Source organism: Atlanticothrix silvestris CENA357 (assembly GCF_016056295.1).
GTDB lineage: Bacteria > Cyanobacteriota > Cyanobacteriia > Cyanobacteriales > Nostocaceae > Atlanticothrix > Atlanticothrix silvestris.
In genome coordinates this window covers 262,639-275,507 of record NZ_JAECZB010000001.1, presented here as the reverse complement: position 1 = coordinate 275,507, position 12,869 = coordinate 262,639, and the positions used below count along the sequence as shown (strand labels likewise).

Annotated in this window: 12 protein-coding genes; 7 read left to right on the top strand and 5 right to left on the bottom strand. The window is 38.0% G+C overall.

All coding sequences use genetic code 11. The annotated features are described in order from the left end of the window. The first annotated feature begins 72 nt into the window (after nucleotides 1-72). Nucleotides 73-1,620, top strand: coding sequence for an HlyD family efflux transporter periplasmic adaptor subunit (locus I8751_RS01265; protein ID WP_214437361.1), 1,548 nt, complete (start codon nucleotides 73-75; stop codon nucleotides 1,618-1,620). A gap of 712 nt (nucleotides 1,621-2,332) precedes the next feature. Here I8751_RS01265 and I8751_RS01260 read toward each other — a convergent pair. Continuing rightward, nucleotides 2,333-2,593, bottom strand: a complete 261-nt coding sequence (locus tag I8751_RS01260; RefSeq protein ID WP_214437349.1) for a hypothetical protein — start codon at nucleotides 2,591-2,593, stop codon at nucleotides 2,333-2,335. Between the two features lie 432 nt (nucleotides 2,594-3,025). Here I8751_RS01260 and I8751_RS01255 point away from each other — a divergent pair, with 432 nt between their 5' ends. Further along, the gene (locus tag I8751_RS01255) at nucleotides 3,026-3,814 is read left to right on the top strand and encodes a peptidylprolyl isomerase (protein ID WP_214437348.1); all 789 of its coding nucleotides are present in this window, start codon (nucleotides 3,026-3,028) and stop codon (nucleotides 3,812-3,814) included. Nucleotides 3,815-3,913: 99 nt separating this feature from the next. Here I8751_RS01255 and gatA read toward each other — a convergent pair whose 3' ends face one another. Beyond that, nucleotides 3,914-5,371, bottom strand: coding sequence for an Asp-tRNA(Asn)/Glu-tRNA(Gln) amidotransferase subunit GatA (gatA, locus tag I8751_RS01250; RefSeq protein WP_214437347.1), 1,458 nt, complete (start codon nucleotides 5,369-5,371; stop codon nucleotides 3,914-3,916). Nucleotides 5,372-5,506: 135 nt separating this feature from the next. On the opposite strand from gatA, the gene I8751_RS01245 reads away from it, so the two are divergent. The 5 genes from I8751_RS01245 to I8751_RS01225 all read left to right on the top strand — a co-directional run bounded on the left by I8751_RS01245 (nucleotide 5,507) and on the right by I8751_RS01225 (nucleotide 10,330). Continuing rightward, nucleotides 5,507-6,862 carry a helix-hairpin-helix domain-containing protein gene (locus I8751_RS01245; protein WP_214437346.1) on the top strand — a complete coding sequence of 452 codons (1,356 nt, stop codon included), beginning with the start codon at nucleotides 5,507-5,509 and terminating at the stop codon, nucleotides 6,860-6,862. 307 nt (nucleotides 6,863-7,169) lie between these two features. After that, nucleotides 7,170-7,706: a hypothetical protein gene (locus I8751_RS01240; RefSeq protein WP_214437345.1), complete on the top strand. Its 537-nt coding sequence runs from the start codon at nucleotides 7,170-7,172 to the stop codon at nucleotides 7,704-7,706. Between the two features lie 241 nt (nucleotides 7,707-7,947). Beyond that, entirely contained in the window at nucleotides 7,948-8,418 is a 471-nt protein-coding gene (locus I8751_RS01235) for a hypothetical protein (RefSeq protein ID WP_214437344.1), read from the top strand. Between the two features lie 401 nt (nucleotides 8,419-8,819). Next, nucleotides 8,820-9,146, top strand: a complete 327-nt coding sequence (locus tag I8751_RS01230; RefSeq protein ID WP_214437343.1) for a DUF6464 family protein — start codon at nucleotides 8,820-8,822, stop codon at nucleotides 9,144-9,146. An 881-nt stretch (nucleotides 9,147-10,027) separates the two neighbouring features. After that, complete coding sequence (locus I8751_RS01225; RefSeq protein WP_214437342.1) at nucleotides 10,028-10,330, top strand: hypothetical protein; 303 nt, start codon at nucleotides 10,028-10,030, stop codon at nucleotides 10,328-10,330. 109 nt (nucleotides 10,331-10,439) lie between these two features. On the opposite strand, the gene I8751_RS01220 is transcribed toward I8751_RS01225, so the two are convergent. The 3 genes from I8751_RS01220 to ubiE form a co-directional block, all read right to left on the bottom strand. Beyond that, complete coding sequence (locus I8751_RS01220) at nucleotides 10,440-10,580, bottom strand: hypothetical protein (protein ID WP_214437341.1); 141 nt, start codon at nucleotides 10,578-10,580, stop codon at nucleotides 10,440-10,442. Between the two features lie 169 nt (nucleotides 10,581-10,749). Beyond that, a complete protein-coding gene (locus I8751_RS01215) occupies nucleotides 10,750-11,985 on the bottom strand; it encodes a DUF445 domain-containing protein (RefSeq protein WP_214437340.1) in 1,236 nt (411 codons plus the stop codon). A gap of 117 nt (nucleotides 11,986-12,102) precedes the next feature. Next, entirely contained in the window at nucleotides 12,103-12,804 is a 702-nt protein-coding gene (gene ubiE, locus I8751_RS01210; RefSeq protein ID WP_214437339.1) for a bifunctional demethylmenaquinone methyltransferase/2-methoxy-6-polyprenyl-1,4-benzoquinol methylase UbiE, read from the bottom strand. Nucleotides 12,805-12,869 lie beyond the last annotated feature (65 nt).

The following is a 12,869-nucleotide window of genomic DNA, read 5'->3' as shown; positions in this document are numbered from 1 at the left end:
TACCCCTTCTTCCCAATGCCCCATGCCCCATTCCCCATACCCAATGTCCCTAACCAACAAGTTGAATTACTTATGCCAAACCTATATCACAATTTATCATCTGTACTCGTTAAACCACAGCAAGATGAGCCTCATCAAGTTGAAGATTCTAATGCCATTGTTGATTATCGAAAAAAGGCAGCAACTGAGACTAAAGAATGGTATTACGGCACGGAAGAACTGCTAGATGCCTTACCAAGGATCTGGACACGCTCAATGCTGTACTTTTTGGCAGGTTTTGCAGCGATCATCTTACCTTGGTCGATGCTTTCTAAAGTTGATGAAACAGGAAGTGCTAGAGGGCGTTTAGAACCTAAAGGAGCGACGCAAACCTTGGGCGCTGCGGTTCCTGGTAGTGTTGTCTCTGTGAAAGTTCAAGAAGGTTCGACTGTTAAAGCTGGACAAGTTTTACTGGAGTTAGAGTCTGATGTAATGCGAACAGAACTGCAACAAGCGCAGACAAGGCTGCAAGGATTAATTAATCAGCGATCGCAACAAGAGCTATTAAAAAACCAATTCATCTTGATGATTAGCACTCAAGAGCAACAAAACAAATCCCAAGAATTGGAAAAAATGGCTCAAGTTAATCAGGCGCAGCAACATCTGGATGCCCAGCAAAGCTCGTATAACTTACAAAAATTGGAAAAACTAGCTTTAGTTGAGCAAGCTAGGCAAAATATTCACTCTACTTCGATTGCTCAAAAGTTAGCTACCAGTCGTTTACAGCGAGATTTAACAGAAGTTGCACGTTATCGTAATCTTTTGGGACAAGGTGCAATTCCTCAAATTAAAGTTGTGGAATTGGAAAAGATAGCAGAAGAAAGCCAACGCTCCCAAGAACAAGCAAAGTCTGATATCACACAAGCTCGACTGCGTTTACAAGAAGAAGTAAGTCGTTATCAGGGGACTATGAGTCAAGCTTTGGCAGATATTCAACAAGCAAAACTACGTCTGCAAGAGCAGCAAAGTAGCTATCAAGGTATTGTGCAAGCAGGTAAACTGGCAGTACTCAGAAATCAAGAACAGCTCAAAGAACTACAAACACAAATTAGTACTCTGCAATCAGAAATAGCTCAAACAGGTAGTCAGATTACATCCTTAAACCTCCAGCTACAGCAACGAGTAGTGCGATCGCCTATTGATGGGGTAATTTTTGAACTGCCCATCCAAAAACCAGGGCCAGTAGTAGAAACAGGACAGGTGATCGCCCAAATTGCCCCAGAAAATACTCCTTTGATTCTCAAAGCTCAGATGCCTAGTCAACAAAGTGGTTTCTTGAAGGTGGGAATGCCAGTCAAAGTCAAGTTTGATGCTTATCCCTTCCAAGATTATGGTGTGCTACAAGGGAAAGTTAGTTGGGTTTCACCTAACTCAAAAATTCAGACAAACGGCGACAACAGAACAGAAACTTATGAGTTGGATATCATCTTGGATCATCCATACATCCAAGCCGGTAACAAGCAGATTACTTTAACCCCTGGACAGACAGCAACCGCAGAAGTAATTATCCGCCAGCGTCGAGTGATTGACTTTATCTTAGATCCATTCAAGAAGTTGCAAAAAGGTGGTCTGGAACTATAGGGATTAGTTAAGTTTCGAATTGCCTACTAATTAGAAAATATATCTTGAATTATGAACTAGGACAGGTTATGAGCCTGCCCTATTTTTTGTTGTTCAATACTTAAAGGATGTTTGTTTTAAAAGTATTAAGCGAATATAATTCGCTACTAAGTAGAACGGCGTAAATATTTGTAGTTGGGATGAGGCATGAAGCAAGAGGGTTTTAGCGTTGTTTACCTTTCTTAAGATAATTGTGTTTTTTCCCACCGACTTACTTAACATAATCAATAACCCTGTTCTGTCACTCTCGGAAAACAATAATCGAAGCAATATTCTGAAACTTTGATTGAGCCAAGCTTTGAGGCTTTATTTTCTAACAGTAACTAAAATTTATAGCCAAAACTTAGAAATTAAAGCCTCGAAAGGCTTTCAGCGATTGGGTTCTCCCAAAGTGATAAAAGAGGGATAATCTGCGGAAGCAGGTTTTGTTTGTGTAGCCAAGGCACTGCGTTGGGCGGCTTTGCCGACTTAAAGGAAATGCCGCGCGACTTCTAGTCGCCCAGGTAAGTAATAAACTAGACTTTACAAACATCCTTTTAGATCAATTTGAAAAAAAATGCGACAGATAGGTAGGGGCACAAACAATGTTGTGCCCTTACGAATAATTGATGTGTTGCCAATATTATTTGAATTGGTATTATTCATCCAATCATAGTTGTCATTAATTTGTAATTTATACAACTATAAAATTGAAAGCTATTTCAGAAAAATCAACAGTAAAAATTTTGTTTTCATCTACACCTGCTAAACTCTTAGTGCTATTTGAACTTTGATTTAAACTATCATACATTGTGGCTAATAGTGAATCACTATAACCACCTAATAATCCTTGAAGGAAGCCACCTAATATGGTGTTCATTTCCATTATATGTAAGTCATGCAAAAACATGTTTACATCGGTTTGATGTAAATCAGAAATTACTATTTTAGCCATTTTATTACTTTTCCAGGTCAGGTTTTTTAGTCAAAACTGATGAGCTATACTCGGAATACTTTTGTCTTTTTAGTAAGACATCATTAGCAAGCTCATTTGAAAATCGAAAGCAGATTTAGCTTTTACATTATGACATTACTAGCTATTTTAAAATTAAAGATATGATGTGAAAAAATATTAAATACTATAAAATCAAGACATAAGTAATTAAATTTTGTCTTTAAAATTGGTTTTTTATCTATGTTTATAGATTAAGCAATGCTACACTATTAAAAATAAATTGTATACATTATTATCGCACTAAATATTAAAAGTACCATTAGATAGAGACAGGAATTAAGAAAATAAGAGAATATAATAAAAATGTTAATTACCTATCAAAAAAATCCCATAAGTAATTTTCAATTAATTTATTTTTGGAGGAATGGCATAATGTCAAATGTTTTAAACATTTCTAGCGAAGACATTATTTACCATATAAAATTGTCTTGTCAAATTCCTGGTATGTTAGAAGCGATCGCTTCTAAAAAAGTTATTGTTGAGGCAGCCGAAGCAGCAGAAATTACAGTTGATACAGAAGAACTGCAACAGGCAGCAGATAATATGCGCTTAGCCAACAACTTGGTCAAAGCCGAAGATACCTGGTCGTGGTTAGAAAAACATCATCTTTCTTTAGATGATTTTGAAGAAATAGCTAAAATCACCATCTTATCTGCAAAGCTAGCTAGTCATCTATTTGCAGATAAAGTTGAACCATTTTTTTATGCTCACCAAATTGATTACTCTGGAGCCGTAACTTATGAAGTTATTTTGGATGATGAGGACTTAGCTTTAGAACTGTTTTATGCTTTGCAAGAAGGTGAAATTAGTTTTCAAGAAATTGCTCGCCAATATATTGAAAATCTAGAAAGCCGCCGTGCTGGTGGTTATCAAGGGATTCGCTACCGTACTGATTTTAGACCAGAGATTGCAGCGGCAGTTTTTGCCGCCACTCCCCCACAGATTTTGAAGCCAATAATTACACCCAAAGGAGTACATATAATTGCAGTTGAGGAGATAATTAAACCACAATTAGATGAACAGCGTCGTCTGCAAATTATTGGTGATTTCTTTACAGATTGGTTACAGAAACAAATCTCTACTCTGGAAATTGTGGCGCAGCTTCAAAAGAATACTAATTCACCTTCATCCTCAGCCCAAGATTTGCTAAAACCAGCTTAATTTTAGCAACCATCAACCATAATCTAATTGACAATATGGTTAAGTTAAAGTTAAAGGCACTTTTTTGATGACGAATTACAATTCATCACTCATCATTCATCAAAATGGTGGCTGCCGCAAATGCCAAGTAGTTGATTGTTCATAAGCATAAGCTACTTGAATTAATTGATCTTCCCGCAGCACTTTACCAATAAGTTGCAATCCAATAGGCAGGTTATTGTTATCAAAACCACATGGCACACTTATACCCGGTAAACCAGCAAGATTTGCGGGAATCGTCATCAAGTCAAGTAAATACATGCTTAAAGGGTCAGTATTTTTTTCCCCTGCTTTAAAAGCTGTCGTAGGAACAGTAGGACAGGCTAGTACATCAACCTGCTTAAAAGCCTTTTCAAAGTCTTGCTTAATCAAGGTGCGGACTTTTTGCGCTTTAAGGTAATAGGCATCATAATAGCCAGCAGAAAGGGCATAAGTTCCAATCATAATCCGGCGTTTGACTTCTGCACCAAAACCAGTAGAACGGGTGCGAGTGTACATAGACAGCAGATTTTCTGCATCAGGAGCGCGATAACCATACTTAACGCCATCGTAACGAGCTAAGTTAGCCGATGCTTCTGATGGAGCGATGATGTAATAACTGGGTACGCCATAGCGGAAGTTAGGGCAGGAAATTATATGAATTTCGGCTCCCAAATTTTGTAATTGATCAATCGCTTTGGTAACAGCTTGTTCTACAACAGAGTCCAAGCCTTCACCAAATGTTTCTTTGATGATACCAATTCGCAGTTTACTTCTGGCTTTGAGGTCTGGCTTTAAACTAGCGGCGTAGTCGGGAATTTCAACTTTGAGGCTAGTGGAATCTTTAGGATCGTAACCTGCGATCGCATTTAACAATATTGCAGTATCTTCTACTGAACGTCCAAATGGGCCAATTTGATCCAAGGACGATGCGAAAGCCACCAAACCGTAGCGAGAAACTAACCCGTAAGTCGGTTTCAGCCCTACCACCCCGCAGAAAGATGCAGGTTGGCGAATCGAGCCACCGGTATCAGAACCGAGAGACACAACACATTCTTCCGCCGCCACCGCTGCTGCGGAACCTCCAGAAGAACCCCCCGGAACCCGTGATAAATCCCATGGGTTAGCTGTAGTTTGGTAAGCAGAATTTTCTGTGGAACCGCCCATTGCAAACTCATCTAAGTTGGTTTTGCCCACCATCACTGCCCCCGCATCAGCCAGTTTTTGTGTCACTGTTGATTCATAAGGTGGGACAAAATTTTCTAAAATCCGGGAGGCGCAAGTGGTAGGAACCCCTTTGGTACACATATTGTCTTTAATACCAATGGGAATACCTGCAAGCAGTCCAATTTTTTCTCCAGCAGCAATTTTGGCATCCACAGCCCTAGCCTGCTCTAACGCCTGTTGTGCTGTTACATGTAAGAAACTATGTAATTTTGGCTCTAACACTTGAATGCGGTCTAAAGCTTCTTGGGTAATCTCAACAGCAGAACGTTCTTTTTTAATTAGCTGTTCGTGCAGCTCGCGGATGGATGCCATGATTGCTCTCTTTGTGACTCAAGTCCTTGATTTTAGTACATATTGCAGAAGATTGGGTATTGGGTATGGGCTAGAATACAATCCTGGTAAATTTATAAATTAATTTTACAGACTTGATTTAGGGAGTTGGTAAAGATGGTTAAAATAATCACCCGTAAATATGTAGGTCAAGAAAATGTTTATGACATTGGTGTTCAACATGACCATAACTTTGCCATCAAAAATAATTTCGTAGCTGCCAATTGTTTCAATAAATCCCATTCAACTGCCTACGGTTATGTCACGTATCAAACTGCATATTTAAAAGCTAATTATCCATTAGAATATATGGCGGCACTGTTGACGGCTAACAGTGGCGATACAGACAAGGTACAGAGATATATTAATAACTGTACCAATATGGGTATTCAAATAGATCCACCAGATATTAATCGCTCAGGTCTAGATTTTACCCCAGCCGCAGGAAAGATTTTGTTTGGATTTTCAGCAGTGCGAAATGTGGGACAAAACGCGATCGCCTCTATTTTAGAAGCAAGAAATGAAGGAGCAGAGTTTAAATCCCTCGCAGATTTTTGCGATCGTTTAGATCTGCGAGCAGTCAATCGCCGAACTTTAGAATCGCTCATTTATTGTGGAGCTTTTGACAAAATTGAACCAAATCGTCAACAATTAATCAAAGACCTAGAACTCGTTTACGATTGGGCACAATCCCGCGCCAAAGATAGAGCTAGCGGTCAGGGAAATCTCTTTGATTTATTAGGCGAATTTCCGAATACTAGTACTAATAATAAAACAAAAAGTAAAGCTTTTGAATCTGTTCCTAAAGCTAACCCTGTTCTCGATTTTCCTCCCCAAGAAAAGTTGCGGATGGAAAAAGAATTATTGGGATTTTATGTATCAGATCATCCACTAAAATCTTTAAGACAAATAACACCACTCCTCACGCCAATTAACCTCTCACAGCTAGGCGAACAAAGAGAAGATACAAAGCTGTGTGCAGTTGTCATGCTGAATAATGTGAAAAAAGTCATGACTAAAAAAGGCGATCCAATGGCAATTTTACAAATAGAAGATTTGACTTCACAATCTGAAGCAGTGGTTTTTCCTAAAACTTATGAACGCATAGATTTTCTCCTTCAAGTCGATACTAGATTGATTATTTGGGGTAAAATAGACCGACGAGATGACCAAACTCAATTGATAGTTGAAGATGCAGAACCGGTAGAAACGGTGCAAATGGTTATGGTGGAACTAAATCCCCAACAAGCTGGCGATATTGAAGAATTGCACCGCTTGAAAACAATTTTGCAAGAACAGTCAGGGGACAAAGAAAAAGCCAAAATGCCAGTAATTGGAATTGTACAAGCAGAAAATTCTCGGAAACTAGTTCGCTTAGGTTGGCAATTTTGCGTGCAAGATTCTCGAATAACAGTGCAAGCTCTACAAAATGCTAGATTTACTGCTCACCTAAAACCTTTGATTAGTACCTAATAAATAGATATTCTTGTTTTATTGTCTAATGAAAATATTGTTGTAAAAGTGTTTCCATAAATTAGCATGTGGCTAGCTTTAAAATAGCAGTGCTAATTAAAGAGAGAACAAATCTCGTATATCTACTTAATAAGAATAGTTTTATTAATACAATTTTTTTAACTAAGTCAACAGTAAATTGCCTTAGAAATATTAGTCTTTAATAGTTTTTTTAGTTACTTATGCGGATGATGCTTTTCTGTATAAAATGATATCTTGTTATGCCATAAGGACTTAGACTAGCGCTAGGGAAAGGAGCTAAAACTGGATGATTACAAACGATTTATACCAATTTGTTTCTTACTGTAAAAAAATTCAACCTCAAACTCAACAAGATATTAAACAATTTTTTGAGGGGGTAATCGTTTTTCCTTATGATAATGAACTTCTCTTACAAGCTTATTTATTTTTAAATATTAAATCATTGTTTCCTTCATGTTGTGAATTACTATTATTTGAAAAATCTCCAATAGCGGATTATACAGATTTAGGTAAATGCGATTTTGTCTATCTCACATTTAAAGGCAGTCTATTTTTAATTGAAACTAAATTTATTGATACAGAGGCAACAGGAGCAACAGAAAGAAAAAGAAGAAATAAGCATAGAAATAAGGTATTTGATCAAGTTATTACTTTAAAAAGCCGATTTAGTGAATATTGGGATATTAATCTTGAACAATTAGAATGTGGTGTTTTTACAACTGATTCAGAAGTTGAATGGAGAGGAAATGGTGTTAATGTTATAACTCAATCAATATCTATTAATAATCTTGAAAGATGGCGTAAAAACTATAATATAAAGTAACTATTTTTAAATTTAAACCACGCTTATAATCTTAATTTAAATGTCTATTAATTTATATTGAAATTATCTATATTTAACTAAGAAAGTTCTCTAAACAATAAAAAAGTCATATTTACATCAGCATTTAAACCAACATCGACGATATAACAACAGGTACAAGCTTTAAACACCCGTTTTAGTACAAAAGTACTATTTGTTTGATAGAATGCCTTACAAGCTCAGTAGCCTTGTAGGAAAAACTATGAAAACAATCGAACACAGCTACAACAATAACATCTCGCTTCCATTGTCCTTATCACAGCCTACCAAGGTCAATAGTGCAATAGTGCCATTGCAACCTCAACAAGAAATTATAACCAGCGAATGGGAGCATTTAATAGCACAAGCGCAGCGCATCAATCAAATGGCAGCAGAGTTAGAAGTAAAAATATTAGAGTTGAAGGCAATAGCCAGCACCTTCAACACTCAAGCAAATGGTAAACCTTGCAAAAGCATTTGCAAGTATTTGACAGTTAGTGTCCCTTGGGTGAGACAAAAGCCAGATAAATCATTGATTATCACCACACGGAAAGTTGATTTATTCCGAGCAGAAAAGGAAGCTGCACTTTTAGCCCAAAAACTTCGTCAGCAAACTAAAAGAAAAAGATTAGCCTCTCAGCAACATATAAAAAACAAGAGTATGGCTGATGCTGATCAACTATTACGCCTTTAAATGACACAATCACTTCCTAAGTTTGTTGATTGCTGACCGTTAACAGTCAACAGTTAACAGTCCATACGAAAAGATGTGCAACTTAGATATGTGACAGCTTACCAATCGTTTTTTACCAGGAACACTGAATCAACAAATCTTAAAATTATGAAGATTCAACCATAGATCAGGCTTTAGGCTGTAACAGTTATGCTGATGGAAGTGGTATCTGGTACGAATGGCGCTAAGTTTTGAGATGCCATACTGCCACAATCCACATCAACTATCCCAACTTCATAGCATTGGGAACAGTTGGTTTTGAAAGCGAAGAGGCAAAACTGCCCTAGGAGTTGCACTTTCATTTTTTTTTGAGAGTGCAACATCACGGACGATCAATCAGCGCATAAAAGAGGTAAAGAAAGGTGTTAAAGACACTTTTAGTGATTGCTGTTGGTTTTTTACCGTCCCTAATTTCTCTGTGGGTGATCCGCAAAACCCAGTTACGGACACGCTCACGGTTGAGGCAAGCTGCGCTGAATTTGTCAGGAGTAAGGGTACGGCAAAATATTCGACCTCCTGAAAGCGATCGCTACTATTTAGAAGGAGTAGGCTACCTCATTGGTGACATCAGTTGCAAATTTAATGCCCAGTCTGGCTACATTCGTTGTGCTGTCAACCCCAGCGGCCCTTGTCAAAATTGCCGTTACTATGAATCAAGAGAATTAGCTGGTAGTGAAAAACAATCTTGAGCAATTAAAGTCTCAATCAAATAAGAAAAACAAAGAGTTTAGATCATAATTTTGACGTTACTAAATCCAGGTATTATATTTGTGAACAATATCGTTATTTTTCCAACTTTTCGCTACACGGCCTTGAGCTAGATAATTTGTGTTGGTATAGTAGCGAACATTATTTTCAAGCACAGAAGTTTTTTTAACGTTTCATTTAGAACTAATTCAATTAGTAAAAATGCCTAAAGATGCGGCCAAAATGGGGCGTGAAGAAACTCGTCCTCTACGTCAAGATTGAGAACAAGTTAAAGAATAAATTATCCACAAAGCAGTGCTACGTAAATTTGAAACCCATGCAAATATTCGAGAAGTTGTACTTTTTACGGAAATGAAGAAATATTAGACAATTCACCCATTGTATAGATTTTGGGGTTGTGGGTCTGATGGAAGTGATAAAAATATGCTGGGAATAATTCTAATGAAAATGCAAGAGATACTGCGTTATACTGACGATGCAAGGAGTTGAAAATACTGTGGTAAAATAACACTATTACCGTTAATGCTTACTCCTGCGGACACCTAAACAAGGTATTTAGGTAAAAGCAATCTAAAAGCTTAAAACTAACTTATTGATAACTAGTGACTTCCAGTAGTGTGTTGGCTGACACAAATATTTTTCTGTATTTAACTTTTCAAAGTACTCTTGCTTAAACTCACGAGAAGCACATTTTTGTAGAGTAACTTACAAAGTAAGCTAATCGTCCTTTAAATTGCACCATTTTCATAGTAAGTTGCAAACCCTCTCTCTTGCTGCCTGCCCCCTGCCCCCCTGCGGTTCCAATGGGCTTTCTTATATGTATGCTTAACAGTTTAGTAATTCCTTAGATGAGTAAAAAATTATGTCTCTATCAAAAAAGATCAAGCAATACTGCAAATGGTTTTGGGATGAATCACTAGGAGGTGATTATGACACTTGGGGTACTAGCACCTACTTTATGGAGGTTGGCCACGATTTGTGTGCTGTTAGACAAATAGAGGTTTACGAAAACGGCAACGTATTATTTTATGATGACAGCCACCTTTTAGATAACTATGGCATGTTATGCGATAAACCTTTAGGTAAAGAGGATATCCAAGAATTTGGTATTACCAAAGCCGAATTTGAACAAGTGTGGAATACAAAAACACCAATGAATAGGTAAAAAGTCACCTGAAGCAATCGGCTTTGATTTATTTCGCTTCGCGTGTCAGTTGTCAATTGTCAGTTGTTTTAGCCACTGGTTTAATACCCTATCCCTTTATGGGTGGTTTTTACAAATCTTCTTGAAAAGTTCTGCGCCCGGAAACCGGGACGCACAGCGCCAGTTCTCTCAAGTCGGCAAAGCCGCCCACGAGACTGGCTTGACTTTTCGCTTTCTTTGCAACTGACCACTGACCACTAACTACTGACAAAACTCCATCCCTTCATGGGTGGAGTTTTTATATAACTAGACAATAGAGAAAAAGAAATTCGAGTTGTACCGAGTTTTTTTACACAATCAAAGAGGAGTTCTATAGTAGAAAAATCGACTGCCCTGTAGTGTGGTTATACTGTATTCTTGAAAATCTTAAATTGCTTTAGTTATAACTGATTCAAGATCAAGAATACTGTTTGAAATAATCCTACAACAACACCTAAAACACCACCTAAAGTCACGATCGCCTGCAACTCATTTTTGACAATTCCCTCAATAGCAGCTTCTAAATCAGCGGGTGAAGTTGACTTTACACGATCAACGATTACTTGATCTATCGACAAAATAGGAATTACTTGCGCTACGATTACTTCTAAATCTTTTTCCAAGTACCGTTCTAAAATGAAAGCTAACTCTTGACTTACCACTTCTAAAGAAGAACTTACTACAGGTGAAGCGCTAAGACGATTGAGTAGCAACGAAGCAATATTTTCCCAGTTAACCGAGTCTGTTAATCCTTGCAGTAATTCACCACCACTAGTTTGTACGTAATGGCGTACAGTTTCGCGTGTAGTTTTTCGTAATTGGCGTACAGTACCAATTGGCAAATTTTGCAATGATAAATTTTGCAAGATTTTCTTGAGGCGATCGCGCATTTGCAAATCTTGAATCAATTCTTGTAAACGCTGATTAGTCGCTTCTTTTTCATCCAAACAAAAAGTTCGCAGTCTCGTCAGAGTATTACGTAAGCCAAACAGATTTGCTACTACCCAATATGTGCCGCTAGTCTTTTCTCGAAAGCTTTCATCAACAATCCCAATTGTGCGATCAGTTAAAAAATCAACAATTGCCTGACGCAACACATCTGGTGGTATAACTACTTGTAATAACCAATCAGCAAGACGTGTAGATTGTTCTTCACTTAGTTGCAATTCCAGCAATACTTGATCAAAAATTTGATTAATCTGCACCTCTAAAAAGTCTTCTTGGCGAGCTAAAACTTTCAGCAGACGTGGTAAAGATTCACCTAACAAATCACGCAAAATCCCCGCCACAATTTTGGTGCTTTTTTCATTTTGATCTGTTTTGATTTGTTCAATCGCCATTTGCAGCAACCAAAGAATTGCTGCTTGTACGCGTTCTGTTTGCAACAAACGTCGCGCCAGATTTTGCAATTCTTCTGGCGTTAGCAGCGATCGCATGATTGTATTAGAAATGTTTTGAGCCAAACGTTCCTGGTTGCGAGGAATCAATCCAGGTGTGAACGGCACTCTTCGTCCCCCAACGTAAATTGCTCGGTAGGGACGAAATAACATTTTGATGGCTATATCATTGGTGAAATAGCCGATAACTCCACCCAGGATAGGGGGAGACACATAAAGCCAAAGATGAGACCAGTCCAAGGGAGGAATTAAAAAAGTTAAGAGTGTAGGAATTAAAAGTTAGGAGTTAGAAGTTAGAAATGAGAAATGAAAATTTATCATTACTCATAGTTCATAAATTCATTAAGTCTTCACTCGTTACTCATCACTCATTTTTTTGACTACCAATACTCCCATCATACCGTTCGCAATGGGGTAGTGTGTGGCTGAGGCGAAACCAACTTGACGAGCTAATTCTACTTGCTCTTTCCCTGTGGGGAAGCGCTCTAAGCTGGGACTGATGTATGCATATTCATCTTTTAAACCCATCTGCTTTGCCATTGGTACAACAATACTATCTAAATACCATTGTTGAAAAGCGCGTAGTTGCGGATTGCTGGGTCGATGAAAGTCTAAAATTGCTGCTTTCGCACCTGGTTTGAGAACTCGATGTAATTCTTGGAGGCTACGGGGAATATCAACAACATTTCTTAAGCCATAGCCCATTGTAGCGGCATCGAATTGGTTATTTTCAAAGGGTAAATCTAGTACATCAGCCTCAATCCAAGAAATTACAGGTTGAGGGTAATGCCTTTGGGAGCGTTCTTGGGCAGTTGCTAGAAGGTTAGGCGAAAAATCTACACCATACACTTGTCCTGTCGCTCCCACACGCCTTGCTAAGCATAAGGCTAAATCGCCGCTGCCGCAACACAAGTCTAAACATGTGTCTCCTGGTTTAGCAGCGCTCCATTTGACTGTCATTTCCTTCCATATACGATGTTGCCCCAGACTCAACCAATTGTTTAACTGATCATAAACTGGAGCAATACGGTCGAAAATGGCACGGATTTCAGTAGACATTAATTAGGCAATAGTTTTTGGTCAGTTGTTTTTTATTTTGACTAATGACCATTGACCACTTAACT